This is a genomic window from Tychonema sp. LEGE 06208 (assembly GCF_015207505.1).
Taxonomy (GTDB): Bacteria; Cyanobacteriota; Cyanobacteriia; order Cyanobacteriales; family Microcoleaceae; genus Microcoleus.
In genome coordinates this window covers 1-25,939 of the sequence record NZ_JADEWT010000090.1, presented here as the reverse complement: position 1 = coordinate 25,939, position 25,939 = coordinate 1, and the positions used below count along the sequence as shown (strand labels likewise).

The following is a 25,939-nucleotide window of genomic DNA, read 5'->3' as shown; positions in this document are numbered from 1 at the left end:
GTGGATTGGAAAAATAGTTGTCCTATTTGTGCCGGTGTCAAAACTTGACCCGGTGTCACGGCTACTCCGCCGTTGGCTGGATCTCCTAAAAACAGGATTCCTTGGGCCGCTGGGGGCAGGGTGTTGATGGTGTAGGAGGCGATCGACCCGTCGGGGTCATTTCCTCCCAATCCAGCCACCGGGACGCTGCTGTTTGGGCTTACCGTGAGGTTAGTAGGTGTGGCCTCTGGTGCTTGGTTGGGTGTCGTTCCTGTTAAACCGAGACTAGCGTTAGCTGGGGGGCTAACTGCGCCGCTGTTATCTGTGGCGCTGTAGGTAAAATTGGCACCGGTAAAGCTACCTGTGGATTGGAAAAATAGTTGTCCTATTTGTGCCGGTGTCAAAACTTGACCCGGTGTCACGGCTACTCCGCCGTTGGCCGGATCTCCTAAAAACAGGATTCCTTGGGCCGCTGGTGGCAGGGTGTTGATGGTGTAGGAGGCGATCGACCCATCCGGGTCATTTCCTCCCAATCCCGCCACCGGCCCGCTGCTGTTTGGCCTTACCGTGAGGTTGGTAGGTTTGGCTTCTGGTGGTTGGTTGGGTGTCGTTCCTGTTAAACCAAGATTCGCGTTAGCTGGGGGGCTAACTGCGCCGCTGTTATCTGTGGCGCTGTAGGTAAAATTGGCACCGGTAAAGCTACCTGTGGATTGGAAAAATAGTTGTCCTATTTGTGCCGGTGTCAAAACTTGACCCGGTGTCACGGCTACTCCGCCGTTGGCTGGATCTCCTAAAAACAGGATTCCTTGGGCCGCTGGTGGCAGGGTGTTGATGGTGTAGGAGGCGATCGACCCGTCGGGGTCATTTCCTCCCAATCCCGGCACAGGAAGGGTGTTTCCCGGCAGAACTGACCCAGTGGTAGGGTTGGCTACTGGTGGTTGGTTGGCGGCTGTCAGAGTTGCCGTCGCAGGCGCTGTGCTGGCGAGACCTTGGTTATCTGTAGCGCTGTAGGTGAAATTGGCTCCGGTAAAAGTCCCTGTGGATTGGAAAAATAGTTGTCCTATTTGTGCCGGTGTCAAAACTTGACCCGGTGTCACGGCGACTCCGCCGTTGGCTGGATCTCCTAAAAACAGGATTCCTTGGGCCGCTGGCGGTATGGTGTTGATGGTGTAGGAGGCGATCGACCCGTCGGGGTCATTTCCTCCCAATCCCGGCACAGGAAGGGTGTTTCCCGGCAGAACTGACCCAGTGGTAGGGTTGGCTACTGGTGGTTGGTTGGCGGCTGTCAGAGTTGCCGTCGCAGGCGCTGTGCTGGCGAGACCTTGGTTATCTGTAGCGCTGTAGGTGAAATTGGCTCCGGTAAAAGTCCCTGTGGATTGGAAAAATAGTTGTCCTATTTGTGCCGGTGTCAATACTTGACCCGGTGTCACGGCGACTCCGCCGTTGGCTGGATCTCCTAAAAACAGGATTCCTTGGGCCGCTGGTGGCAGGGTGTTGATGGTGTAGGAGGCGATCGACCCGTCGGGGTCATTTCCTCCCAATCCCGGCACAGGAAGGGTGTTTCCCGGCAGAACTGACCCAGTGGTAGGGTTGGCTACTGGTGGTTGGTTGGCGGCTGTCAGAGTCGTGGTGACATTAGCACCCGGAGCACTACCGTCGTTGTTAGTCGGAGTGGGGTCTGGGGTAGCTGAGCTGCTGCTAGCCTTGTTGCTGACGCTGACACCTGCGGGTGCGATGAAGCTGACTGTGTTGGGTACGGTGACACCGATGCCTAAGTTCACAGGAGGGAAGGTGACAATACCCGTAACGCTATCGTAGATGCCACCCGGTGCAACCACTCCCGTTAAATTGGGAATGATGGTGTCGGTGACAGTGACGTTAGTCGCTATGCTCGGCCCGTTGTTGACTGTGGAAATTGTGTAAGTAACTATATTGCCAACAGTCTCCGCCACTGGCCCGATTTTTGTGGTACTGACATCGGCTTGAGCAACTGTAGTGAGGACTTGAGATGTTACAGCAGTACCGTTGTTGTTAGCTGGGGTGGGGTCGTAGGTGCTGGAGTTGCTAAAAGCAGTGTTAGTTATGGTAGTCCCAAGCGCCCCGGTGGCATTTACGGTGATGGTGCGGACTTCACTAGCACCGCTAGCCAAAGCCGGAACCGTCGGCCAGATTACAGTCCGCGTTATAGAGTTGTATACACCATTGCCATTAGGGTCGAGAGCGCTGACAAAAGTTAAGTTTGCGGGCAGTTGATCTTGAATCAGAACATCTGAAGCTGTGTCGGCCCCAGCATTGTTGGTGGTAATTGTGTAGGTAATGTTGCCGCCAGGAGCGACGAAGGCGGGGCCTGTTTTTAGCACCGAAATGTCGGCTTGGCTTGCAGGAGGATTGATCGTTTCGACAAGGAGATTAGCAACCTCGTGAATGTTTGTAGACCCGCCGGTCGAACTAGCGAAACCAAATTTGAAAGTAGGCGGTATTGCTCCATTTACCGCCGCTAAACTTGGTATATCGATAAAAGTCTCTGCCGGAGCAAATACATTGTCGCCGTTCGTGTCAAAGGCAACTGAAAGACGACTGCTACCCGGCAGTAAGGTAATTTGGACTCTTTTTTTAGCTTGGGCGCGAGTGGTGCTTCCGCCCGGTACATCTATACCACTAGCAACCTGACGGGTAGTCAAAAAGTTATAGTTGGTGGCGGCGTTGCCTCTGATTGTGATTGAATCAGGTCTCTGCCCCGGGCCACCGATACGCCCTTCAGTAGGATTGGAAAAATTGCCAAATTCATCTAATCCGACACCTAAATAACCTCCGACAAGTCCTGGTGTTGCTGGGGCGGTATTATTAACAGCATAGCCGAGAGAACCGCCGTATCCTCCGGCTTTTGTTGGCGTTGCTGTTCCGTTAATCAGGAAAAAACTAACGCCATCAGCCCCATTACCACCATAAGCAAATAAATCAAAGGTAACTCTCAGCCCGTCAACGGAAGAAATGGGGCTGTTGTAGATGACAAAAGCTGCTTGGTTGCCCGTGGCTGCTGTCAATCTCAAAGCGCCAGTACCGGGAGCACCGCCTCCTAAATTAGGAATAATGCTGTTGGGGTTGGCTACACCTGCGGTTAAGCCTGGAGGGGCTGAAGCGCCGCTAGTTCCATAAATCCAAGGCCCTAGGACTACTGCATTTTGAAAGTTTTCAGATACTAAGGTAGCCAGGACTGATTTGTAGTTTTCTAGGACTTTTTTTTCAAAGGCTACTTCGGCATTTATTTGTCCTGTGGTAATTTCTAATTCCCAGTCGCCGCCTAGTGCTGCACTACCAGTTAAGTTGTTGGAAGCGGCAATATTTGCTCCGGTGAATTCGCTAATTTTTTGTATGAATTTAAGGCCGGATTTGCCTGCTGCTATGTTGCAGCCGTAAAGTAGAATGCTGGCGGATTTGCTGAGGGATTTTCCCCACTGCTGCAATTGGTGGCTGTGGGTTTCTAGATTATCAATATTAAGTTCGGTTGAGCCGATCGCGATTGCTGCTTCTCGGCCGTGAGATACTACGTGCAGGCTGTTGATATTGTGGCGCTGACCCAAAATTTCGGTGATTTGCTCGATCGCCCCCCCGGTTTCACTGAGTATAAATACTTCCGTTCCTGCTTTGACCCCACCGATCAATTGCTCGTAATTTTCTACTCTGGAGTCAACCACCACTAGAGATTTTTTGGCTTCAGACTCTGCTTGAGAGCTCGCGCCTGCAAAAAAAAAGCTGTTTTTAGTGGCCATATTTTTAGATTTCAGTATTTTTACGGCTGACAAATGCGACGTTTTAGGGATCATTTTCATTATTCGTTGATTTACTTATCCGTTCTAACCTACCCCTTTAAAAAAAATCAATCAACAACAAAATATAAATTTTTAATAAGTTTTCTTAAACTTCAAAATTAATACTTACGTGTTTTTTTGTTGAATTGAAATTTTTAGACAAAATTGGAGGGGAATGCTGGGGCGCATCTGCTGCTACCTAATGACTACTCAACTCAAAGCTCTTATCTGCAAAGGTTTTCAGAAGTTTACGGCTACGGTTAAGTCTTGTTTTTTTTGAGCGTAGACTGTGCCAGAAAATTGAAATTGCGATCGCCCGCAATACAAAATCCGGCTTGAATACCCCTTTTATTTTTTAGCTTTTCTGGACTATAACGCCAGTTTATGCAAGATGGGTTTCAAACGCTAAGTTTTATAAAGAGGGGTTTTTGACCCGGATTGAAGATTACTTACGCATGGCTGAAAAAAGGAAGTAATGTAAGTAACACAAGGGTACTCAGTGCAGATAAAAGTATTATTTGTCACCCAAAATTTACCGTAAATCCACTGAAAAATCTGTTTTTGAGAATTGGAAAGTTTTTAATTTGAGATTCGATTGACTTCTGTTGCCCGCTTGACATTGCCGCTAAACTAACTGAAAAAAGCGATCTCAAAAAAATGTCAAAATGACCGCTAAAGCATACAAAAATTCATTTTAATAAAATTCATTAATTGGGGGTTGACAATCTTTGCCAACTATGTTATATGAGCTGGTTTATGCTGCGAACAGCGGTGAAACATCGCAGGATTGGAGGGAAAAATTAGACGAGTAGAGTAATTGCATAAATCTTTGATAAATGCGTCAACCGCAGATTTAAGGCAGATACAACGCTGATACATTCACCCCCAATCCCGCGCTGGTTAAACCTTAATATCGAGCTCGCGCACCAAAAAAGCCCATTCATCTGCTAATTCTTCAATGACTTTAGCAGTAGGTTTACCGCCCCCGTGACCTGCTTTGGTTTCGATCCTAATTAACACCGGCTTTTCTCCCCCTTGGGTTTCTTGCAAAGCCGAAGCAAACTTGAAACTGTGGGCGGGAACTACTCTGTCGTCGCGATCGGCAGTTGTAATCATTGTCGCCGGATAAGCTGTGCCCGATTTGAGATTGTGTAGGGGAGAATAGCTGCGGATTGTGGGAAATTCTTCGGGATTTTCCGGGGAACCATACTCAGAAATCCAAGCCCAACCAATGGTAAACTTGTGGAAGCGCAACATATCCATAACGCCAACTGCCGGCAATGCTGCACCGAACAATTCCGGCCGCTGAGTCATGCAAGCCCCCACTAATAATCCGCCGTTGCTGCCACCTGCGATCGCCAATTTAGCCGGTTTGGTGTACTTGTTTTCAATCAACCATTCAGCAGCGCTGATAAAGTCATCAAACACGTTTTGCTTCTTCAACTTTGTACCTGCTTGGTGCCAGGATTCGCCGTACTCGCCGCCTCCCCGCAAACAGGCTGTGACGTAAACTCCGCCCATCTCCAACCACACAATCCTGCTAACCGAGAAACTAGGAGTCAGCGAGATGCCAAAACCGCCGTAACCGTATAGGTATGTCGGGTTATTGCCATCTAATTGCAAGCCTTTTTTGTGGGTAATAAACATGGGTACGCGAGTACCATCTTTGCTCGGATAAAATACTTGTTTTGTCTCGTAACCTTCGGGGTCAAAATCGACATTTGGTTTACGATAAATAGTGCTTTCATCTGTCACCATGTTGTAGCGGTAAATCGTGTTGGGCGCTGTAAAACTGGTGTAAGCATAAAAGGTTTCCGTGTCGTGCCGCTTGCCGCCAAATCCTCCCGCCGAACCGATTCCTGGTAAGGCGATTTCTCGCACGAAACAGCCTTCTAAGTTGAAGATTTTAATTTGGGTGTAGGCGTCTTTTAGGTAGGAAGCGATAAATTGATTGTTGAGGATGCCAATGCCTCCGAGGGTTTCGGCTGCTTCGGGAATAATTTCTGTGAATTTCCCTTGACTGTCACTGCCCGCGAGGGATAATGGTGGTGGGTTGCTAATGTCGATCGCAATTACGCGGCCTAGCGGTGCATTTAAATCTGTTTGAAACCAGAAAAGAGAGCCGTCATTATCGATGAAACTGTACTCTGCCTCAAATTCGCTAATTAGTTCAACAACCCTTGATTCCGGTGCTGTTAAATCTTTGTAAAAAATCAAGTTTTTGGTTTCAGTTCCCAGCCAAACCGAGATAATTAAGTAGCGGCCGTCTTCGGTGACACCTGCGCCAAATCCCCACTCTTTTTGATCCGGTCGTTCGTAGATCAATATGTCTTCAGATTGGGAAGTGCCAAGCTTGTGATAAAACAGTTTTTGGTAATAGTTAACGTCTTCGTGTTTAGTTTTTTCGTTTGGTTCGTCGTAGCGGCTGTAAAAAAAGCCTTTACCGTCATGAGTCCAGGATGCTCCTGAGAATTTAATCCACTTTAAATGGTCTGATAAGTCTTCGCCTGTTTCCACATCGCGAACTTTCCATTCTTGCCAATCGGAGCCGGAAGTTGACAAACCGTAGGCCATTAGTTTGCCGTCTTCGCTGATAGCTATGCCGCCGAGAGCAATAGTTCCGTCTTCCGAGAGAGTGTTGGGGTCAATTAATACTTTAGGTTCGCCGTCTAAGGATGGTAAAGTATAAAGTACGGATTGATTTTGTAGACCGTCATTTTTGTAGTAAAAATAGCGATCGCCTTCTTGGAAAGGTATGCCGTATTTCTCGTAATCCCAAAGTTGAGTCAGTCGCTGTTTGATTTTTTCCCGCGCCGGGATTTGGCTGAGGTAGCCGAAGGTGACTGCGTTTTGGGCTTCCACCCAGGCTTGGGTTTCCTCTGATTCGGGATTTTCCAGCCATCTGTAGGGGTCTGATACTTTGACACCGTGGTAATCGTCAGATACGTCGGTTTTGTGGGTTGTGGGGTAGATCAAAGGGCGATCGAATTGAGTCATATTTTTTCACTCTCAGTAACTTTGTTTAGTTTAACCTTTTTTGCAAATTTGCGATTGCGAACCTGAATAAAGCAATCGCACTTCCTTCTCTCCCATCTTCCTTTGTGTCCTTTGCGTCTTCGCGGTTCGTTTCTCTAACATTTCAACTCAGCGATTGCCCATTTTAAACTAATCCAATTCCCTCCTTCCTTCCAAAGCACGAGCCAAAGTTACCTCATCTGCATATTCCAAATCTCCCCCCATCGGCAAACCAAAAGCTATGCGCGTCACCCTGGTAAAAGGTTTTAATAAGTGACCGATATAAAGAGTAGTAGTTTCGCCTTCCACGCTAGGACTAATCGCAATAATTACTTCACTAATCTTTTGCTGGCTAACGCGCCGGACTAATGGTTGAATGTTCAATTGTTCCGGGCCAATTCCATCCATCGGTGAGATAACACCACCGACAACGTGATATTTGCCGATGTATTCTCTGGTTTTTTCTAGGGCGATTACGTCGCGGGATTCGGATACTACACAAATGGTAGAACTGTCACGGTTTGTGTTGCGACAAATTTCGCAAACAGGTTCAGCGGATAAGTGAAAACATACTTTACAGAAACCGACTTGTTTTTTGGCATCAATTAAAGATTGAGCTAGGGCTTGCACGTCTTCTTCGGGTCGTTTTAAAATATGCAAAGCGAGTCGCTGTGCTGTTTTTGGCCCGACTCCTGGTAAGCGCTGCAATTGTTCGATTAAACGGGCTAAGGGTCGAGTATACATAAATTAAGGAAGAAGGAAGTTCGGCAACGAGCAATGTACGGGATGTAACGGATGTAAGTCTGTCGGAAGAAGGAAGTTCGGCAACGAGCAATGTACGGGATGTAACGGATGTAACGGATGTAACGGATGTAAGTCCGTCGGAAGAAGTCCGATGTCCGTCGGAAGAAGGAAGAGGGAAGATGGAAGATGGAAGAAGTTGTTTGTTCGTAGTACCGACTTCAGTTTGTTCTTGGTTACTTCTTAAATTGAAAAAACTAAAGTCCTTACTACGAATCTGGAAAAAACTAAAGTCCTTACTGCGAATGTGGAAAAAACTAAAATCCTTACTGCGAACTTTGTTTTGAAGTTAAATTAGCCACCGCTGATTTTAGCTTTGTAGCCCATTTTTTTGAGAATTTCGGCAAGTTTTTGCTTGTGTTCGCCTTGAATTTCGATTTCGTTGTCTTTAACTGTACCGCCGGTGCCGCATTGGGCTTTTAGCTGCTTGGCTAAGTCTGCTAATGTTTCGGGTTTTCCCTGAAATCCGCTGATGACTGTAACTGTTTTGCCGCCTCGTCCTTTTCGGGATGCTTCTACTTTGAGGTTTTGTTGATTTGGGGCAACTTCTGGGGTTCCGCGTTGGAGGGCGGCTGAGTTGTCGGTGTTGCCAAATTCGGAGTAAACTATTCGTTTGCCGTCGGTTGTTTTGTTGTCTGAATCTTTGCGTTTGGATGCTGCCATGTGTTAATATGCCTGAACTTCTTTTACTGGTATTTCTAGTTTTAACGGGTTCGGTAAAGTTGCGATCGCTCGGAATGCGCTCTATCTTCTATTTATTGTATTAGTCTGTTCAGGGTTGAAGGAATTATAATGAAATTTGTTCGATCGGCTCAAGTCTCCAAGGGATTTGGTACGATCGACTGGCGCGCGATCGAGTGCGCCGCCTTCTAGCTTACCCGCGAATCGAACAATCTCAAATTTAAAATCTAAAATCCAATGACTGTCACCCCCCTGCGTCTCACTTCCGAAACCGCGGCCCAACGCCCCGACTCCCTGGGTAGATTTGGCCAATTCGGCGGCAAATACGTCCCAGAAACCCTAATGCCCGCTTTGTTTGAGTTAGAAGCGGCTTTTCAAAAATACCGCAGCGAAGCGGATTTTCAAGAGCAACTTCAAGGATTGCTCAAAGATTATGTCGGCCGCCCCAGCCCTTTGTATTTTGCCGAACGCCTCACGGAGCATTATGCTAAAGCAGACGGTACTGGCCCGCAAATTTATCTCAAACGGGAAGATTTAAACCACACTGGTGCTCACAAAATTAATAACGCTTTAGCTCAAGCATTGTTAGCAAAACGCATGGGGAAACAGCGGGTAATTGCTGAAACTGGTGCAGGTCAACACGGTGTTGCTACTGCTACAGTTTGTGCTCGTTTCGGTTTGGAATGCGTTGTCTACATGGGCGTTCAGGACATGGAAAGACAGGCTTTAAATGTGTTTAGAATGCGGCTGATGGGGGCCGAAGTGCGACCGGTGGCGGCGGGTACGGGAACGCTGAAAGATGCGACTTCCGAAGCGATTCGCGACTGGGTGACAAATGTGGAGACAACTCATTACATTTTGGGCTCGGTGGCGGGGCCGCATCCTTACCCGATGATGGTGCGCGATTTCCATGCGGTAATCGGTCAAGAAACGCGCGCTCAGTGTCAGGAAAAGTGGGCTGGTTTGCCGGATATTTTATTAGCTTGCGTCGGTGGCGGTTCTAATGCAATGGGTCTTTTCCACGAGTTTGTCGGGGAAGAAACTGTTAGATTGATCGGTGTTGAAGCGGCGGGCGAGGGTGTGGATACGGACAAACACGCTGCTACTTTGACTAAGGGAAGTGTGGGAGTTCTGCACGGGGCGATGAGTTATTTGCTGCAAGATAATGAAGGTCAAGTGATTGAGCCGCATTCGATTAGTGCTGGTTTGGATTATCCGGGCGTGGGGCCGGAACACAGTTATTTGAAGGATGCTGGCCGGGCCGAATATTACAGTGTCACTGATGCAGATGCGCTGGCGGCTTTTCAGCGTCTTTCGCAGTTGGAGGGGATTATTCCGGCTTTGGAAACTGCTCACGCGATCGCCTATTTGGAGACTCTGTGCCCGCAGTTAACCGGGAGTCCGCGCATTGTGCTTAACTGTTCGGGGCGCGGCGACAAAGATGTGAATACTGTTGCTAAAGTTATGAAGATGGTTTAGCGGAATTTTGGGCGATCGCTCTGTAGGAATCGGTAACAATTAACTTTATTTGTCATTCAAATTCATGTCCAAAGCTTTGGTTTTGATTTCTTTAGGATTGTTGACAATCTTGCCTAATTGTGCTAATTCACTTTCTGCGCGATCGCTCCCACAAGATTCTATGAATACTAATGTTGCTTTGACGAGTTCGCTGGCTGACTTAGAAAAAGCTGTTAACCAACAGATAAATCAATATCGAGCCTCTAAAAAGTTGCCACCGTTGACTGTCGATCCGCGAATTAGTCAGATTGCCAGAATTCACAGCGAAAATATGGCGAGTGGGAAAGTTAAATTTAGCCACGATGGATTTGAGGGGCGGGCGAAAGCAATTACTGTTCCCTATCAAAGTGTGGCTGAAAATGTCGCTTACAACATGGGCTACAACGATCCGGTACGCAATGCTGTTGAAGGTTGGATCAAAAGTGAGGGCCACCGCAAAAATATGGAGGGTCAGTTTAATTTAACTGGTATTGGGATTGCTAAAAATGCCAAAGGCGAGTATTATTTTACTCAGATTTTTGTCCGCAGTAGATAAGGTGAGGCAAGAAGGAAGAAGTCATTAGTCATTAGTCATTAGTTATTAGTCATTAGTCATTAGTCATTAGTCATTAGTCATTAGTTATTAGTTATTAGTTATTAGTTATTAGTTATTAGTTATTAGTTATTAGTTGTTGCTAACAACAGTCAACAGTCAACAGTCAACAGTCAACAGTCAACAGTCAACAGTCAACAATTACTAATAATGGAATTTCCAGATTTTCAAGTGTGCGATGGTGATATTTCCGATGCTCTGTTATCTTATTATTTGACGGCGGAGGCGATCGCCGTTGATACCGAAACAATGGGTTTGCTACCGTGGCGCGATCGCTTGTGCTTGGTGCAGTTGTGCGATCCGCAAGGTAAAGTGGCGGCGGTGCGGATTGCTAAAGGTCAGACGGCGGCTCCGAATTTAAAAAAGTTAATGGAAGTCCCGAATATTGAGAAAGTATTTCACTTTGCCCGCTTCGATATGGCAACAATGCGCTACAATTTAAGTATTGAGATTGCACCTATTTTCTGCACAAAAATAGCGAGCAAACTAGCGAGAACTTATACCAACAGACACGGACTTAAAGACTTAATTAAAGAATTAGAAAAAGTAGAACTCAACAAAACTTCTCAAAGTTCAGATTGGGGAAATTCCGAGAATCTTTCAGACGAGCAACTGCACTACGCTGCGAACGATGTCCGCTATTTGTTAAGCGCTAAACAAAAGTTGACTGCTATGTTGCAGCGAGAAGAACGCTGGGAAATTGCACAGCAATGTTTTCAATTTTTGTCGGTTTTTGTAACTTTGGATTTGTTGCAGTACAAGGATGTTTTTGAGCACGGGCAATCTTAGGCGCGATCGCACAATTGCAGTCACCTAGGTTTGTAGTGAGGACTTTAGTCCTTCCTCATCCAAATTAAAAGGGTGCATCTGTGTTTTGCATTTGTAGCTGTAGAAAACTCGCGTGCTTTACACAGCAGGCGAGCGGGGACGCTCGCACTGCAAAAAATACATCCTTTTTGCGATGCAGGAGATGCTCCAAATCAGAAGAAGGACTAAAGTCCTAACTACCAACCTAATTATTATTTATTTCAACGGGCTATATTCGAGTTAAAGAAAGTTCAAAACTTACAAGTATTTCTAATTAGGGCCGATCGGGATTGTGTTCGTGCATCAAAGCTTCAAGTTGGTCGTCAACATTTTTAACCACCTGTTCCAAAGCGGGTAGCCCGTCTAAAGGCAAAGGAGAAAGCCGAGTGCGATCGCGCATTAGATTCACCTTCCGCTGCAATTCTTTGGCCAGCCGCAGCGCGTCCCGACTCAAACTAGACAATTGCTGCTGTTGGTAAAACCTCAAAGCTGCTCCCCGCAGCACTTGCAGCGTGGCTTCTTCCTTGCCGCCCACTGTCATTACGCGCAAGCGCAACAGCAAATGAGTGTTTTTATATATACGCTCCACTTCCACTTGTTTGGGCTGTTCGACTGGGGAAACAGGCATATCCGTCAGCCGCTTCAACTCATCGATGACTTCTTCAAACAGCACGGGTTCGATACCTTCGAGAACCGATTTCAACACGCCGTCTTGACTCCAAAGAATGCGGCCTTGCGACTGGGGGCGCTCAAAAAACAGGCGACCGATACCGTCTAGCAGCACTCTACCGAGCAATTCTTCCAGCAGTTGGGGCGCGGGTAAATTTGCCAAAACTTCGACAGGGCTTGACAAATACGAGGCTTCGACATCCAAAACCGGCACATCAGCAGGTGTCGGGTAAACTTCGGCGCTTGCTGGTTTGATTGCTGCGGTGGTCGCTTTCAACCGGCTAGCGGGAATGGAGGGTTGGGAAAAAGAGGTCGGGGTTTTTGCTTCCGATGCGGAATTTGCTGGTGCGGGATTTTTTGGTGCTGGGGCTGCTGCGGTTGGTGTGGGGCTGGGTTCTTTGACTTGGTTCCCGTGGAGCAAGTAAGCTGAGAGCATCGAGCGTTGAGTTTCCGAGGAAATTTGCTCGGTTGTGACTGAGCAATTCATGTAAGCTAAAATCCGCTGCACGTAGTCCAAGGCGGAGTCATCTTGCCCATCGACTACGCCCAATTTCAATATATTGCCTTCTAGGGATATAGGCAAAACTTGATAGTAAAGGCAAGCTTCAAAGGGGACAACTGTGTCGATTAGTTGAAATATTCGATCGGAGTCCATGTCCATTGTAGCCGCCAAGTCTGTTGAAGATGTATGTACCATTAGCTGCTCTGTAGTCGGAAGCGCGATCGATCAATCGATCGCACCACAACAACCTGATTTTATATAATTAAACGCTGCAACTTCCCTGACGGAGACATTCGTCTGAAAACCGGAAGCTTTTATTAAAAAAAAATCTTCAGTCCCAGAATTTTTCCCCTGCTGTGTTGCCGTTTCAATATCTACCGAAAGATAGACAATTAGATGATGACTTGCGTGCTGATGGCGAACACTGGATCGATCGAGCGGCTGACAACGACAGAACTATCTCATTAATCCGCAAGTATTGCACCTGCACCACAATGAATGACTTGCGGGCAACAGCTAAATTGAGGATTTGTTAAAAAATCCTGACAAGTCGATCGCGCTGCTCATATTTTACCCCACAGAGTTCGCGGCGAGGCTAGCGATCGAGATATCATGACGCCCGTGCTGCGATATCCCGATCGATCTTACCGAAATTGCGATCGCGCCAAGGGCGATGTGCGAATTTTCCAGGGGGAAAAATCGCAGGACTCCGTAGCTATTGGGACATGGATTAGTAGCACGCATTCTGCAAAATCCTACTGTCAATTAAGAATTAGCAATTGCCCGCAACTAATGATTCATCTAGTCGTTGCGGAGGGATTGAGCGGCTAAATAGAGTTTACTCCACTCGCCGATAACTTGATTAGTTTTCAGCTTTAATTCAGATGCGATCGTCTCTACACTTTTTCCTGCCTTCAGCGATTCGACCAACTGCAGTTGCATCGGCGTGAGATGTTGTAAATATTGCTGCCACTGAGCGGGAGTCAAACCCAAATTGTGTTCTTTGAGCGAAGTTTCCAGCCAATTAGCGACTAATTCCGGTGCTTGTTTGACCGCAAAAACCCGAATCGCGTGGTAACTGACTTTTTCTCGCAAGCGGTAAATTTGTTTGATTGGAACGTTCAAAGCCTCAGCAATTGCCTCTTGGGAACGGCCTTGCAGGTAAAGCCGCAGCCACTGACAAGCCAGCGGATCGACTTGATCCCTCAAATAATTCTCAAATTCTTGCTGGACAATCTGCCGCCCCGCTTGTCGCTCTTCCCAAACTTGATTTTCTCGGTAATCGGACATCGCCTGTGTGTCTAGCAGACTGAGCGGTTCCTCTGTATCGTCGGGTAGAATTTGTTCCGACACCAGCCGCACCCAATCTCCCGCCGGGACTTGCGTCAACCCGCCCCGCTGGGAACGCCGCAGGTAGTTGACGAAGCGGTAAACTAGCAGCGGTTGGTTGCGGATGGGCCGCAAACAGTATTCTTCTGTACTAGCTAGCAGCAAAGCATTTCGCAGGCGTTTGTCTGTCGTGCATTCGGCAATCCAGGCGACTTGCTGCTGCAGGTAGCGATCGGAATTAAGCATTTCCTGAATCACTTCTTGCAATACCTCCACCGCACTCCGCTGTCTGTCGCGGCTTAGGGAAACCCACGCTTGGATTTTTTGCCGGAGCACCACCAAACCGCCCAGCCGCCCGATCAAGTTGCGGTAAGCTTTTTCTGGCGCGACTCCCAGATAGCGCTGCTGTAAAATTCGATATAAAAAGTCGATCGCCCCACAGGCGACGGTGAGTTGAGTCGGATTCAGAGAGTCAAATCTTTCTGGCTTGTCTCCCAACAGCCAGCGGACAACACTCTCGCGAGTGCTAGAACTCTCGTCGGGGCAATCTTTTTCTAGTCGCGACTTCCAATCTTGTGCTAGTCTTTCCGCCAAGGTCATGGGCTGCTGAGATTATCTTTCACCCCCGATTTTAAGTGGTATGCTGGTTTTTTGAGTCTTTTTTGGATTTAATAGGACTTGCGCCTCGGTAAAATAGTTCTGTCAATGCGTTATCGAGATCGATTCCAGGGTTTTTTAGATTATGGAACGGGCAAATTAATTGCCTATTGACAAAAACACCCAATTCTGTTAATTAGTGGTTTTCAATCAACTGAGGTACTAGCCAGCCGATCGCGCATTACCAATTACTAATTACCAATTACCGATTACCGATTACCCATTACCCATTACCAATCCGTACCTCACTAACTTCAGAATTTCTATATGCCTAACTTTTTATTAGAACTCGGTACCGAAGAACTGCCCGCATCTTTTGTCGCCAGCAGCGTCCGGCAGTGGGAACGGCTCGTACCTGCAACTCTGGCAGAACAATCATTGACAAATGAATCAATTAATGTATACGCCACTCCGAGGCGTTTGGCCGTTCTGATCGAAGGATTGCCAATCAAGCAATCAGACAGAGAAGAAGAAGTAAAAGGCCCGCCCGCAAGTTCGGCTTTTAAAGACGGGAAACCGACGAAAGCAGCCGAAGGTTTTGCCAAAAAACAAGGCGTAGAAATCGATGCTTTGTCGGTTCGCGCTACGGATAAAGGCGATTTTGTGTTTGTGCTCAAAAAGATTCCGGGGCGGCTGAGTGCGGATATTTTGACAGAACTTGTGCCGCAGTGGATTAATAAGTTAGAAGGCAAAAGATTCATGCGGTGGGCTGACGGAGATTTGAAGTTTCCGCGCCCGATTCGATCGATCGTGGCACTGTTAGATGATACTGTACTGCCGATCGCCTTGGTCAGCGGTTCGGATACGGTCAAGAGCGATCGAATTTCCCAAGGACATCGCGTCTTGCACCCGCAGCCAGTCTCGATTCCGCAAGCCGAAGATTATGTCGAGTGTCTGCGGGCTGCTTGCGTCGAAGTCGATCGAACCCAGCGCAAAAATCAAATTAAAGCACAAGTAGAAGCCGCAGCCACAAAACAAGGCGGTTACGCCGACATTACCGAAGATTTGTTAGAAGAAGTCACCGACTTAGTAGAATGGCCCAACGCAGTAGTCGGCAAATTTGACGAAGAATTTTTGATATTGCCGCCGGAAGTAATCACCACAATTATTGTTACAAACCAGCGCTATTTCCCAATCCTCAAAAGCCCCGACTTTCCCGAACTTCTGCCCTACTTCATTACAATTTCCAACGGAGATCCGGCCGCATCGGCGATTATTGCTGCGGGTAACGAGCGAGTCGTGCGGGCGAGGTTGGCCGACGGTGAGTTTTTCTACAAAGCAGACTTGGCCAAGCCTCTAGAGGATTATTTGCCAAAGTTGGAGAAAGTCACTTTTCAGGAAGATTTAGGGACAGTGCGCGCCAAGGTCGATCGCCTGTGCAAAATTGCCAGCCTCATCACCAACCAACTGCAAATAACTGCCGAAGAAAAAGCTTACATAGAAAGAGCAGCCTTACTTTGCAAAGCCGACCTCGTAACCCAAATGGTTTACGAACTTCCCGAAATGCAAGGAATCATGGGGCAGAAATACGCCTTAGCCTGCGGCGAAGCAAAAGCCGTAGCCACAGCGATTTTCGAGCATTATTTGCCTAGAGGCGCGGGGGACAATTTACCCCAAACTCTGACAGGTCAAATTGTCGGAATCGCCGACAAATTAGATACATTAGTCAGCATCTTCGGCTTGGGAATGTTGCCGACAGGTTCCTCCGATCCCTTTGCTTTGCGCCGCGCAGCCAATGCCATAATTAACATTATTTGGGCGGCTCAGTTGCCAATTAATTTGCACCAGTTACTCGCAGAAGTTGTAGCCGAATTTACAGTAATTCGCCCGGAAACAAGCCCAGAATTACTTTCACAATTATACGAATTTTTCCTGCAAAGAATTCGGACTTTGCTGCAAGAAGAAAAGAATGTAGATTACGATTTGGTGAATGCCGTTTTGGGAGAAAACGACCCCGAATATACCGAACGGGCATTGAAAGATTTGTTGGACACGCTGGAAAGAGCGCTGTTTCTGCAAGAAATCCGCAATGACAAGACTTTGGATCGGATTTACGAAACAGTCAACCGTTCAACTCGTTTAGCGGCTCAAGGAGATTTGGATAAAGTTGAATTGGAACCGAAAAATGCGGTGAAACCAGAGTTGTTTCAAAAGTCGTCCGAACAAGCTTTTTATGATGCCGTTGTGCAGTTGGTGCCGCAAACGCTGCTATCCAAACAAACTCGGAATTACCAACAATTAGTAGAGAGTTTGACTGACATTGCTCCGGCTGTGAGCAACTTTTTTGACGGCCCAGAAAGCGTTTTGGTGATGGATTCCGACCCGGAAATTAAGCGCAATCGCTTGAATTTGCTGGGTTTGCTGCGGAATCACGCGCGGGTGTTGGCTGACTTTGGGGCGATCGTCAATCGATTTTAGATTTTGGAGACTAGATTGCCACCAAAAGTTTTGATGTAAAATCAAATCAATTAGTATCGGAATTATTCATTTCTATCATCTCTCTCCTCTGTGCCCTCAGCGCCCTCTGCGGTTAAATCATCAAAAAAAAACCGTAACCGACATAAAAGGAAAAAAACCAGAAAATTCGCTCTATCACAAAACTGATGCCGATCGTCAATCGATTTAAGATTTGAGATATTAGATTCCCGCCAAAAGTTTTGATGTAAAATCAAATCAATTAGTATCGGAACTATTATTTCTATCATCTCTCTTCTCCTCCTCTGCGCCCTCTGCGCCCTCTGCGGTTAAATCATCAAAAAAAACCGTAACCGACATAAAAGGAAAAAACCAGGGAAATTCGCTCCAACACACACACAACTTATGCCGATCGCTCACATCATTGGATTAGGAAAATCGGGGAATGCCGCCGCCAGACTGCTAAAACGCGAAGGATGGGAAGTAACGCTGAGCGATCGCTCATCTTCCCCAAACTTGCTCGAACAGCAACAGGAACTCGCCAGCGAAGGAATTGCAGTTGAGTTAGGTAAATCTTTTGAACCAGACAAATCGATAGAATTAATAGTAGTAAGTCCGGGAGTTCCCTGGGACAATCCAGCATTAGCGCGAGCCAGAGAGTTAGGCATTGAAACAATCGGAGAAATGGCGCTGGCGTGGCGCTATCTCAAAGCTCCTTGGGTGGGAATTAGTGGCACTAACGGCAAAACTACGACTACTGCTTTAATTGCTGCTATTTTTGCAGAAGCAGGGCTTCACGCTCCCGCTTGCGGCAATATTGGCTATGCTGCGTGCGAATTAGCTTTAGCTGAAAAACCGCCGGATTGGGTAATCGCAGAAATCAGCAGCTATCAGATAGAATCCTCGCCGTCTGTAGCGCCGCGAATCGGAGTTTTAACGACTTTGACACCGGATCACCTCAGCCGCCACAAAACTTTAGAAAATTACTACAACATTAAAGCGCATTTGCTGAAAAAGTCGGAATTGCAAGTAATTAATGGCGACGATCCTGGTTTGCGGCAGCAAGGAGTTGACATTTGGCCGGATGCGTGTTGGACGAGTGTCAAAGGTGAACAGGAATTATTAGGAAAGCGGGCTTTTGGAGCCTACATCGCAGAGGGTTGGGTAATTGCTCAAAGCGAGAAAATTTTGCCTGCTTCGTCTTTGCGGATGGTGGGAGAGCACAATTTGCAAAATTTGTTGATGGCGGTGGCGACGGCTAATTTGGCGGGGATAGATAAAAGTGCGATCGCCCAAGCCATTGCTAAATTCCCCGGAGTGTCGCACCGTCTCGAACACATCCGCACTTGGGAAGGCATAGATTTCATCAACGACAGCAAAGCTACCAATTACGATGCGGCGCAAGTCGGGTTGGCTTCTGTCAGCGCGCCGGCGATTTTGATTGCGGGCGGCGATCCCAAAGAAGGTGACGATCGCGCTTGGATCGATACAATCAAGGCGAAAGCTGTGGGAGTGCTGTTAATTGGGGATGCAGCAGGTATTTTTAGCGATCGGCTAGAACAAGCAAATTATAATGCTTGGGAAATCGTCGAAACAATGGAAAAAGCAGTGCCCAGAGCCGCAGAATTAGGCAAACAGAACAACGCTAAAGTCGTGCTGCTTTCGCCAGCTTGCGCCAGTTTCGATCAATACCAAAACTTCGAGCAGCGGGGGGATCATTTCCGTCAATTGTGTCTCGAATCCCTAGTTTAGATATGTCATTGTTCGCTGTGTACAAATTAAAATTATTATACACAGCGAACACTAACAAAATTAAATCTGCGTTCATCTGCGTCTATCAGCTTATATCTGCGGTTAAAAATTAAAACCTCTGATTTAGACCAATCTAATTTAACTAACAGTCTTCCAAATATCCTTAATTCTAGCCTGCTGTTCCAATTCTAGCTCACCAAAAACTTGCATCATTTCCTCATGAGTATAATCAATAATTATTGCTGTCAATTGAGCCACCGTTTCCGCTTCCAGCATTGCTATTTTCAATTTTGTCATTGCTTCTTTATCCATTAACACCCAACTTTTATTTTTTACCTCATTTAGATTTTGATTTTCCTACAAATCTCTTTCATTTGTCCATTAAAACTGGCAATTTGAGCAGCAATTATTGTATCAGAATGTGACGAAAATATTTTAAATTCTTGCCGACAAATCTGAGATAGCAATTTTTCATCAATCTCCAAAATCTCGCTTTCGGAAGCGACATTATTTTTCAACAAAATAGCAATTTCTATTTCCAATTGGCGATTTCCTTGCTCAAAGAAATCTTGAGAATTAGAACGAAACAAACCGCTATTGACTTGCTGAATTTGGCCTGGTGTCAGCGATTGAGCCGAGACAGCAGCCGGAAATGCCAAAGATGCTGCCACCCAAAAACTAGGAATTATTTGTTTGAGAATTCTGTTCATAACTGTCGGGAGGACTTTTTACCTCAATTTGTTTATCGTCTTCTGACTCGGTTGCTAATTCATCTTCTAGTGCGATTTTTTCTTGCCACTCGGTAAGCTGTTGAAAAAGTTGCTGGCTAATTTGAAATACGGGTTTGTTGCTTTCCGACATATTAACTCCTGAAGGTGATTGAAAGAATTAGATTTACTGGGTAAGGTGCTTTTGGCGCATCCTACTAATATTAGTTATGACTGTGAAACTTTGAGCAGCGCCATGATGATGCCAATTAAGGAACCGCCAAGCAAAGTTAAAGTAGCTAAGGTACTAATGCCAAATCCGGCGGCTCGTTTTTCTGCTGCTTGATAGTAACCCCAAGCAAACAAAATGCGTCCAATTATCCAAACTGCGCCGATACCGGCGGCCCAAATTGGGCTGATAAACTGCGAGAATATCCACAGCGAGGGCAAAAATAAAATCATTTGCTCTAAGGTATTTTGCTGAACTCGCACTACTCGCTCAAAGTCTGGGTTTCCTGTCATCTGCGGGGGAGAAACTTTGTACTTGAATCTGGCTCTGCCGACGTTGAGGGTAAGAATGAAGTAGAGAATTAATGCTGATATAGTAATTAGACTGGGCCAGAGTGTGGCGTTTGCTTCTGCGAGCATGATTGGGTATGGTGCTGGGGTAGATATCTTGATTATAAATCAATTATTGTCGATCGCGTCATTCATCGCCATCGAGTAATTCAAGAAACTGGATTTGATGTAACTGCTGGCTATTCGTGCCGTCGCAACTAATTTCGGGTTCGGGGACATCCTTCACAACTTGCTGGCTGCGCTTAAGTCTTTATTGCGAATTCAAGAAGATTATTTTGCTCAACAATGTTTGGAAGCCAGCCTCATCTAGCTCACCAATTTGCTAGGCATTACTCTCTCGTGTATGCTGGCCTCTTTAATTGTCAGCTACACCCCTGAATCCCGCGCGCCCAGCTTTATTTCGAGCATTTTAGCAATCCGCACGCGGCTTCGTTCAATTCTCCGTAAAGGCGTGCCTTGTATTCCCAAAGTTTATCGATTAACTAGGCATAGATTCGTTAGTGTAAAGAAGTTAGTTTATACAATTTTGCCAAATAAGTGAGTGCTACCTGTGAACACGATGTTTTGGATGGTTAAAACTGCTAATAACAAGTTTTTATTAAATTGCTCTAGATGAAGTCCTATTTGTATAGGAACAGTAAGCAAAGGTTAATAAAGCGTGAATTTTTAGGTGAGTAGAGATATTATCCCATCCCTACTCGCTTGCGGGTCTACAATTCAATGACTGCGACTTTCTTTTTACTCTTTTGGTCGCGAAGAACTACGGTATTGTAAGGGGAGGTATCTGTTCCTAGGGGGACGGCACTTTTAACGGTACCCATAGTTCCTGTGAGTTCGCCTAGTTCTATGGATTTATTTAAATTTCCATCTATCGCTAGGTATGCACTCAATTTTACTTTAGAATTTGTGACTTCTAAATCCTTAAAGAGTACGGCCTCTCCTCCTTCAGGATCGATCCCTAAAATGGCCGTGCCGTGTGCGACAACTGAACTTTCTTCTTCATCTACGTTACCCATCTTGATGTCAGCGGGGTCTTGACCGTCCATAGCCAAATATCCTCAAATGTTTGTTGATTTTAAATACTTTTTAGCTTATCTTAATGATCGAGCAATGACAAAGCTCTTAAGACTGATATTGCACATCTCTATCCCTACACCGTTAGTAATAGAAATTTCACCCATCTGAGATGGCTCGGAGGATTTTCAGCCGCAGATATGGCTAACTCATGTCCCCAATTTTGTAATTTACGAGCTAATTTTTGAAGGAGTTGAATTTCTAATGTATAGAAGTGTATTTTTAAACTCATACTAATTCTCTATGAAGTTGCACTCGATAAACGATAGGAGCGATTTGCTCGGGAGCATCTGGTGTTTTGCATTTAATAGTGCGAGCTTAAGAGTTCGTGTATCCTATAATACGCGAGTTCTTAAGCTCGCACTATCAGAAAAAAATGCTTTTTACAAAGCCGGAGATGCTCCCAGCCAAGGGGAGCATCTCCGGCTTTGATTTAATGCGTGCTTTCCCCACTCGCCATCCAACACTGGCGAGAGGGGACAACACTGTAAAGAAATTGTTTTTTTGCATTCATTGAGATGCTCTCCCCAAATTCTGGCACTTTTGGCTGGAGTCTCTAATATTTTAGTGTAGCTTTATGGAGAATTTGTATAAACACTTTCCAGAGGATTGGAATTGGTAAAGTATTTAGTACAAACCTGTGGACACGGGTACAAGTCAATGCAGCAATTCTTCTAGTTTTTGCTGGTTCCACAAATACTGATAAAGCCCTGGTTGTCCTACCAATTCTGCGTGAGTGCCACTTTGGACTATTTCTCCTTTTTCCATGACGAAAATGCGATCGGCTGTAGCAGCAGCGGACATCTGATGCGAGATGAAAATCACTGTTTTGCGATCGGTTCCTGTTGCCAAGTTATGCAGAATATCGGTAGCTGTTTGATTGTCTACGCTGGAAAGAGCGTCGTCCAAAATTAGCACGGGAGCGTCAACTAACAAGGCTCTGGCTAATGCTGTCCGCTGCCGCTGTCCGCCGGATAAGGTAATGCCGCGTTCGCCGACAACTGTTTTGTATTGCTGCGGAAAGTTGAGGATTTCGGGGTGAATTTGCGCTTGTTTGGCTGCTGATTCAACTTCGGGCTGTTCTGCTAAGGGATTGCCGTAGCGGATGTTATTCTTGATGGTAGTGCCGAACAAAAAGCTTTCTTGGGGCACGTAGGCGATCGCCCCGCGCAATTGGTTCAACTTCACTGCGGTAATATCGTGCCCGTCCAAAAATAACTCACCCGGATCGATATCTAGCAAGCGCGGCAGTGCATTAGCTAAGGTTGATTTTCCAGAGCCGATCGCCCCAACAACTGCGACTGTTTCCCCCGGTTTTATAGTAAAATTGACATTCTTGAGCGCGGGTGTCTTAGCACCGGGATAAGTATAATTTAAGTTGCTGGCGGCAATTTCGCCGATTACTGGAGTTGGCATTTCAACTGCACCTGCAGTATCCTTAATTTGCGCTTGCACAGTCAGAATTGATTCGATGCGATCGACACTGACTTCTCCGCGCTGGTAAGCAGTAATTGTGAAACCCAACAGCGCTGTCGGAAACACCAAACGCTCGACATAAATCAGCAGCGCCACAAAATCGCCGATGCTAATTTCGCCCTTAGCAATTGCGCCGCCGCCAGCAGAAAGCAGCACTAACAAGCTGATGCTTGCCAAACCGCCCAGCAGTGGAAAAAGAAAGTTTCTGGTTTTTGCAAGTTCCAAATTTGCTGATAGCAATTGGGCGTTAGAATTGCGAAAGGCGCGCCGTTCGTTTTCTTCTTGAGCGTAGATTTTAATTACGGAAATGCCGCTCATATCTTCTTGAATCAAATCGCTCATTGCCGATAGTTCTTCTTGTACGGCTAATTGCTGGATGCGAAGTTTGTCGCTAAATAACTGCACCAAAACTAGCATTACAGGATAAACTGCGATCGCCAACAGCGTCAGCCGTACATCAATTCCCAGCATCACCGGCAAAGTCAAAGCATAGGCAAAAGCTGTATTCGCCAAACTCAGCACCGCAAACCCCACCAAGCGGCGAATGTTGTCTAAATCGGAAGTAGCCCGGTTAATTAAATCCCCTACCGTATTGGCCGCAAAATAAGACGGTTCTAATGTTAATAAATGATTAAATATTTGCTGTTTGAGGTCAAATTCGACTTGACGGCCCACGCCAAACAGCAAAATCCGCGACACCATCCGAATGCCCCACATAATTGACGCGAGGAGCAGAATTAGGAGCACGTAGTTGAAAACTTGGTCAAATTTAGTGGCAACTTGGAGAGTGTCAATGGCATTCCGAATCAGCAGGGGAATGTAAACGCCCACAGCATTGACAATTAATAGCGAGAAAACGCCCCAGAATGCGGGTTTCCAGTGGGGGCGCATATAAGAACCGAGTTTTTGTAGTCGAGAATAACGAGCCATTATGTTAAGTCAGTTGTCCGTTGTTAGTTGTCAGTTGTTAGTTGTCAGTTGTTAGTTGTCAGTTGTTAGTTGTTAGTTGTTAGTTGTTAGTTGTTAGTTGGTAGTTGTTAGTTGTTAGTTGGTAGTTGTTAGTTGTTAGTTGTTAGTTGTCAGTTGTCAGTTGTTAGTTGTTAGTTGTCAGTTGTCAGTTGTTAGTTGTCAGTTGTTAGTTGGTAGGGGCGGTACCCCGTGCCCGCCCTCTTAGTTGTCAGTTGGTAGGGGCGGTGGATGGTGCGTGCGGGCCCTCTTAGTTGTCAGTTGTCCGTTATCAGTTGTCCGTTGTCCGTTGTCATTCGTGATTAGGAAGAAGGCATGAAAGGCTTCGCTCGAGGTAAAAAGAAACTAGAAGGAAGCTCTATCCTAAGCTAGACGATCGATGGAAGTTAAGAATTTTTTGAATGAAAATTGTGCTTTGGGATGAGTGGTTATCAAAATTGGGATTGGACTTGAGACAAAAGCCGATCGCGCGAAATGACACAAACCACATTATATCCGTGGAGACACCACAGCGCCGTGTCCTGAGCCACCCGCACTCCTCGCCCGCCATCCCCAATCCGCCTCCCCCATCCCCTAGAAAGCTGGGGTGCGCTACAATCAAAAATCGATCGGCTTAGCACTCAGACCCAGAGAGTGCTAAATTTGCTATGTAAGCCAAAGGAGACAAACATGACCAAAATAGTTGCATTTAGCGACAAATCTAGGCGGGCACTAGAACGCGGGGTAAATCAACTCGCCGATGCAGTCCGCATCACCTTGGGCCCGAAAGGCCGGAACGTCCTATTAGAAAAAAAATACGGTGCTCCTCAAATCGTTAACGACGGTATCACCGTTGCTAGGGAAATCGAACTCGAAGACCCCCTGGAAAATGCCGGCGCTCGCTTAATTCAAGAAGTCGCCTCCAAAACTAAAGATATCGCAGGCGACGGCACTACAACCGCCACGGTGATCGCTCAATCTCTGATTCGCGAAGGTTTGAAAAACGTCGCAGCAGGCGCAAATCCAGTCGCCCTGCGCCGGGGTATTGACAAAACGATCGCCCATTTGGTCAAAGAAATCGAAAAATTGGCGAAACCAGTCGAAGGCGCGGCCATTGCTCAGGTCGCCACTGTCTCCGCCGGTAACGACGAAGAAGTAGGCGCGATGATCGCGCAAGCAATGGAAAAAGTCACCAAAGACGGCGTAATTACTGTTGAAGAGTCGAAATCTCTGTTAACAGAATTGGAAGTTGTCGAAGGGATGCAGTACGATCGCGGATATCTTTCGCCGTATTTCGTCACCAATAGCGATCGCATGGAAGTTGAGTATGAAAATGCTCGCATCCTGATCACCGACAAAAAAATTAACTCCATTCAAGAATTAATTCCGGTTCTCGAAAAAGTCGCCCGCACCGGTCAACCCCTGCTAATTATCGCCGAAGATATTGAAGGCGAAGCTTTGGCAACTTTGGTCATCAACAAAGCACGTGGCGTGTTGAACGTCGCAGCTACCAAGTCTCCTGGTTTTGGCGATCGACGCAAGGCTATGCTACAAGATATCGCCGTTCTGACCGGCGGTCAACTGATTTCCGAAGAAGTCGGACTCAGCATTGATACCGCAACACTAGAAATGCTCGGTACCGCCCGCAAAATTACGATCGACAAAGAAAACACGATCATTGTCGCTGGCGATGAACACAAAGCTGACGTGCAAACACGGATCGAGCAAATTCGCAAGCAACTAGCAGCGACGGATTCCGATTACGATCGAGAAAAATTGAGCGAACGCATTGCCAAACTAGCTGGCGGTATCGCTGTAATTAAAGTAGGCGCAGCTACCGAAACCGAGCTCAAAGACCGCAAACTTCGCATTGAAGATGCTCTCAACGCTACTAAAGCTGCTGTGGAAGAAGGCATCGTCGCAGGAGGCGGCACGACGCTGATTCACCTGATTACCAAAATAGATGCAATCAAAAACACTTTAGACGCTGAAGAACAAGTAGGCGCTGACTTGGTTGCGAAGGCTTTGGAAGCTCCTTTGCGTCAAATCGCTGATAATGCGGGCGTTGAAGGTTCGATCGCGATCGAGCGAGTGCGCGCGAGCGAGTTGAACATTGGCTACAATGCTCTCACCGACGTGTACGAAGATATGATTGCCGCCGGGATTATCGATCCGGCTAAGGTTGTGCGATCGGCTTTACAGAATGCCGGTTCCATTGCTGGCATGGTGTTGACCACCGAAGCCGTGATTGTCGAAAAACCCGAGAAGAAAAAAGCCGGCGGCGACATGGGCGACATGGGCGGCATGGGCGGCATGGGCGGCATGGGCGGCATGGGCGGCATGGGTGGCATGGGCGGCATGGGCATGATGTAGTCATCAGTCATGAGTCATCAGTCATCAGTCATGAGTCATGAGTCATTAGTCATTAGTCATTAGTCATTAGTCATTAGTCGTGAGTTTGCGGCTAAAAACTGCCTGCTGATTGGTGGCTTTTGAGACCAAAAAGCCGTCTGTAGCGTCTGTAGGGTGCGCCTCGCGCACCTGACGCTATCGATAGACTAAGATTTTTCCCAAAAACCGCATCTCTCTCTCTCTCTTGGGCAATCTCTCCAATCTCTCCAATCTCCCCATC

General features: G+C 46.7%; 22 protein-coding genes. 8 read left to right on the top strand and 14 right to left on the bottom strand.

Going from position 1 to position 25,939, the window contains the following annotated elements; genetic code table 11:
- The 4 genes from IQ263_RS20925 to IQ263_RS20910 form a co-directional block, all read right to left on the bottom strand.
- Window positions 1–3,749 (bottom strand): DUF4347 domain-containing protein (locus IQ263_RS20925; RefSeq protein ID WP_194069934.1); only part of this gene is annotated, 3,749 nt, incomplete at its 3' end.
- A gap of 939 nt (window positions 3,750–4,688) precedes the next feature.
- Window positions 4,689–6,785 (bottom strand): prolyl oligopeptidase family serine peptidase, encoded by a 2,097-nt coding sequence (locus tag IQ263_RS20920; RefSeq protein WP_194069932.1) that lies wholly within the window; start codon window positions 6,783–6,785, stop codon window positions 4,689–4,691.
- Between the two features lie 168 nt (window positions 6,786–6,953).
- Entirely contained in the window at window positions 6,954–7,547 is a 594-nt protein-coding gene (gene recR, locus IQ263_RS20915) for a recombination mediator RecR (protein WP_194008721.1), read from the bottom strand.
- A gap of 351 nt (window positions 7,548–7,898) precedes the next feature.
- Window positions 7,899–8,267, bottom strand: coding sequence for a translation initiation factor (locus IQ263_RS20910; RefSeq protein WP_194008720.1), 369 nt, complete (start codon window positions 8,265–8,267; stop codon window positions 7,899–7,901).
- 255 nt (window positions 8,268–8,522) lie between these two features.
- Here IQ263_RS20910 and trpB point away from each other — a divergent pair, with 255 nt between their 5' ends.
- The 3 genes from trpB (at window position 8,523) to IQ263_RS20895 (ending at window position 11,184) form a co-directional block, all read left to right on the top strand.
- A complete protein-coding gene (gene trpB, locus IQ263_RS20905; RefSeq protein WP_194069930.1) occupies window positions 8,523–9,764 on the top strand; it encodes a tryptophan synthase subunit beta in 1,242 nt (413 codons plus the stop codon).
- 64 nt (window positions 9,765–9,828) lie between these two features.
- A complete protein-coding gene (locus IQ263_RS20900) occupies window positions 9,829–10,338 on the top strand; it encodes a CAP domain-containing protein (RefSeq protein WP_194069928.1) in 510 nt (169 codons plus the stop codon).
- 207 nt (window positions 10,339–10,545) lie between these two features.
- Entirely contained in the window at window positions 10,546–11,184 is a 639-nt protein-coding gene (locus IQ263_RS20895) for a ribonuclease D (RefSeq protein ID WP_194069926.1), read from the top strand.
- Window positions 11,185–11,476: 292 nt separating this feature from the next.
- Here IQ263_RS20895 and IQ263_RS20890 read toward each other — a convergent pair whose 3' ends face one another.
- Window positions 11,477–12,568 (bottom strand): GspE/PulE/PilB domain-containing protein, encoded by a 1,092-nt coding sequence (locus IQ263_RS20890; RefSeq protein WP_194069924.1) that lies wholly within the window; start codon window positions 12,566–12,568, stop codon window positions 11,477–11,479.
- A gap of 161 nt (window positions 12,569–12,729) precedes the next feature.
- On the opposite strand from IQ263_RS20890, the gene IQ263_RS20885 reads away from it, so the two are divergent.
- Complete coding sequence (locus tag IQ263_RS20885; RefSeq protein ID WP_194069922.1) at window positions 12,730–12,909, top strand: hypothetical protein; 180 nt, start codon at window positions 12,730–12,732, stop codon at window positions 12,907–12,909.
- Between the two features lie 34 nt (window positions 12,910–12,943).
- On the opposite strand, the gene IQ263_RS20880 is transcribed toward IQ263_RS20885, so the two are convergent.
- Window positions 12,944–13,117 (bottom strand): hypothetical protein, encoded by a 174-nt coding sequence (locus IQ263_RS20880; protein ID WP_194069920.1) that lies wholly within the window; start codon window positions 13,115–13,117, stop codon window positions 12,944–12,946.
- 57 nt (window positions 13,118–13,174) lie between these two features.
- Entirely contained in the window at window positions 13,175–14,302 is a 1,128-nt protein-coding gene (locus IQ263_RS20875) for a HetZ-related protein 2 (RefSeq protein WP_194069918.1), read from the bottom strand.
- A gap of 324 nt (window positions 14,303–14,626) precedes the next feature.
- Here IQ263_RS20875 and glyS point away from each other — a divergent pair, with 324 nt between their 5' ends.
- Window positions 14,627–16,777, top strand: coding sequence for a glycine--tRNA ligase subunit beta (gene glyS / locus IQ263_RS20870; RefSeq protein ID WP_194069916.1), 2,151 nt, complete (start codon window positions 14,627–14,629; stop codon window positions 16,775–16,777).
- Window positions 16,778–16,839: 62 nt separating this feature from the next.
- Here the strand turns inward: glyS and IQ263_RS20865 are convergent, their stop codons facing one another.
- The gene (locus IQ263_RS20865; RefSeq protein WP_194069914.1) at window positions 16,840–17,064 is read right to left on the bottom strand and encodes a hypothetical protein; all 225 of its coding nucleotides are present in this window, start codon (window positions 17,062–17,064) and stop codon (window positions 16,840–16,842) included.
- A gap of 115 nt (window positions 17,065–17,179) precedes the next feature.
- Between IQ263_RS20865 and murD the strand changes: the two genes are divergently transcribed.
- Entirely contained in the window at window positions 17,180–18,526 is a 1,347-nt protein-coding gene (murD, locus tag IQ263_RS20860; protein WP_194069912.1) for a UDP-N-acetylmuramoyl-L-alanine--D-glutamate ligase, read from the top strand.
- Window positions 18,527–18,664: 138 nt separating this feature from the next.
- Here the strand turns inward: murD and IQ263_RS20855 are convergent, their stop codons facing one another.
- From IQ263_RS20855 to IQ263_RS20830, 6 genes are all read right to left on the bottom strand, one after another.
- Window positions 18,665–18,823 carry a hypothetical protein gene (locus IQ263_RS20855; protein ID WP_194069910.1) on the bottom strand — a complete coding sequence of 53 codons (159 nt, stop codon included), beginning with the start codon at window positions 18,821–18,823 and terminating at the stop codon, window positions 18,665–18,667.
- A gap of 44 nt (window positions 18,824–18,867) precedes the next feature.
- Window positions 18,868–19,236 carry a hypothetical protein gene (locus IQ263_RS20850; RefSeq protein WP_194069908.1) on the bottom strand — a complete coding sequence of 123 codons (369 nt, stop codon included), beginning with the start codon at window positions 19,234–19,236 and terminating at the stop codon, window positions 18,868–18,870.
- Window positions 19,205–19,387, bottom strand: a complete 183-nt coding sequence (locus IQ263_RS20845; protein ID WP_194069906.1) for a hypothetical protein — start codon at window positions 19,385–19,387, stop codon at window positions 19,205–19,207. Before IQ263_RS20845 ends, IQ263_RS20850 begins: the two co-directional genes overlap by 32 nt.
- Before the next feature lie 74 nt (window positions 19,388–19,461).
- The gene (locus IQ263_RS20840; RefSeq protein ID WP_194069904.1) at window positions 19,462–19,881 is read right to left on the bottom strand and encodes an MAPEG family protein; all 420 of its coding nucleotides are present in this window, start codon (window positions 19,879–19,881) and stop codon (window positions 19,462–19,464) included.
- 641 nt (window positions 19,882–20,522) lie between these two features.
- Window positions 20,523–20,858, bottom strand: coding sequence for a hypothetical protein (locus tag IQ263_RS20835; RefSeq protein ID WP_194008708.1), 336 nt, complete (start codon window positions 20,856–20,858; stop codon window positions 20,523–20,525).
- Window positions 20,859–21,543: 685 nt separating this feature from the next.
- The gene (locus tag IQ263_RS20830) at window positions 21,544–23,292 is read right to left on the bottom strand and encodes an ABC transporter ATP-binding protein (protein WP_194069902.1); all 1,749 of its coding nucleotides are present in this window, start codon (window positions 23,290–23,292) and stop codon (window positions 21,544–21,546) included.
- A gap of 437 nt (window positions 23,293–23,729) precedes the next feature.
- Between IQ263_RS20830 and IQ263_RS20825 the strand changes: the two genes are divergently transcribed.
- Both IQ263_RS20825 and groL read left to right on the top strand, forming a co-directional pair.
- A complete protein-coding gene (locus IQ263_RS20825) occupies window positions 23,730–23,945 on the top strand; it encodes a hypothetical protein (RefSeq protein WP_194069900.1) in 216 nt (71 codons plus the stop codon).
- Between the two features lie 52 nt (window positions 23,946–23,997).
- Complete coding sequence (gene groL / locus IQ263_RS20820; RefSeq protein ID WP_194069898.1) at window positions 23,998–25,680, top strand: chaperonin GroEL; 1,683 nt, start codon at window positions 23,998–24,000, stop codon at window positions 25,678–25,680.
- The last annotated feature ends 259 nt before the right edge of the window (window positions 25,681–25,939 follow it).

Excerpts from the sequence above, each read along its gene's own strand:
- IQ263_RS20865 (WP_194069914.1), bottom strand. The coding sequence starts at position 17,064 with ATGATAGAAATAATAGTTCCGATACTAATTGATTTGATTTTACATCAA.
- IQ263_RS20895 (WP_194069926.1), top strand. The coding sequence starts at position 10,546 with ATGGAATTTCCAGATTTTCAAGTGTGCGATGGTGATATTTCCGATGCT.
- trpB (WP_194069930.1), top strand. The coding sequence starts at position 8,523 with ATGACTGTCACCCCCCTGCGTCTCACTTCCGAAACCGCGGCCCAACGC.
- IQ263_RS20840 (WP_194069904.1), bottom strand. The coding sequence starts at position 19,881 with ATGCTCGCAGAAGCAAACGCCACACTCTGGCCCAGTCTAATTACTATA.
- IQ263_RS20845 (WP_194069906.1), bottom strand. The coding sequence starts at position 19,387 with ATGTCGGAAAGCAACAAACCCGTATTTCAAATTAGCCAGCAACTTTTT.
- IQ263_RS20855 (WP_194069910.1), bottom strand. The coding sequence starts at position 18,823 with ATGACAAAATTGAAAATAGCAATGCTGGAAGCGGAAACGGTGGCTCAA.
- IQ263_RS20890 (WP_194069924.1), bottom strand. The coding sequence starts at position 12,568 with ATGGTACATACATCTTCAACAGACTTGGCGGCTACAATGGACATGGAC.
- IQ263_RS20880 (WP_194069920.1), bottom strand. The coding sequence starts at position 13,117 with ATGCGTGCTACTAATCCATGTCCCAATAGCTACGGAGTCCTGCGATTT.
- IQ263_RS20920 (WP_194069932.1), bottom strand. The coding sequence starts at position 6,785 with ATGACTCAATTCGATCGCCCTTTGATCTACCCCACAACCCACAAAACC.
- glyS (WP_194069916.1), top strand. The coding sequence starts at position 14,627 with ATGCCTAACTTTTTATTAGAACTCGGTACCGAAGAACTGCCCGCATCT.
- recR (WP_194008721.1), bottom strand. The coding sequence starts at position 7,547 with ATGTATACTCGACCCTTAGCCCGTTTAATCGAACAATTGCAGCGCTTA.
- murD (WP_194069912.1), top strand. The coding sequence starts at position 17,180 with ATGCCGATCGCTCACATCATTGGATTAGGAAAATCGGGGAATGCCGCC.
- IQ263_RS20850 (WP_194069908.1), bottom strand. The coding sequence starts at position 19,236 with ATGAACAGAATTCTCAAACAAATAATTCCTAGTTTTTGGGTGGCAGCA.
- IQ263_RS20910 (WP_194008720.1), bottom strand. The coding sequence starts at position 8,267 with ATGGCAGCATCCAAACGCAAAGATTCAGACAACAAAACAACCGACGGC.
- IQ263_RS20900 (WP_194069928.1), top strand. The coding sequence starts at position 9,829 with ATGTCCAAAGCTTTGGTTTTGATTTCTTTAGGATTGTTGACAATCTTG.
- IQ263_RS20825 (WP_194069900.1), top strand. The coding sequence starts at position 23,730 with ATGAAAATTGTGCTTTGGGATGAGTGGTTATCAAAATTGGGATTGGAC.
- IQ263_RS20875 (WP_194069918.1), bottom strand. The coding sequence starts at position 14,302 with ATGACCTTGGCGGAAAGACTAGCACAAGATTGGAAGTCGCGACTAGAA.
- groL (WP_194069898.1), top strand. The coding sequence starts at position 23,998 with ATGACCAAAATAGTTGCATTTAGCGACAAATCTAGGCGGGCACTAGAA.
- IQ263_RS20835 (WP_194008708.1), bottom strand. The coding sequence starts at position 20,858 with ATGGACGGTCAAGACCCCGCTGACATCAAGATGGGTAACGTAGATGAA.
- IQ263_RS20830 (WP_194069902.1), bottom strand. The coding sequence starts at position 23,292 with ATGGCTCGTTATTCTCGACTACAAAAACTCGGTTCTTATATGCGCCCC.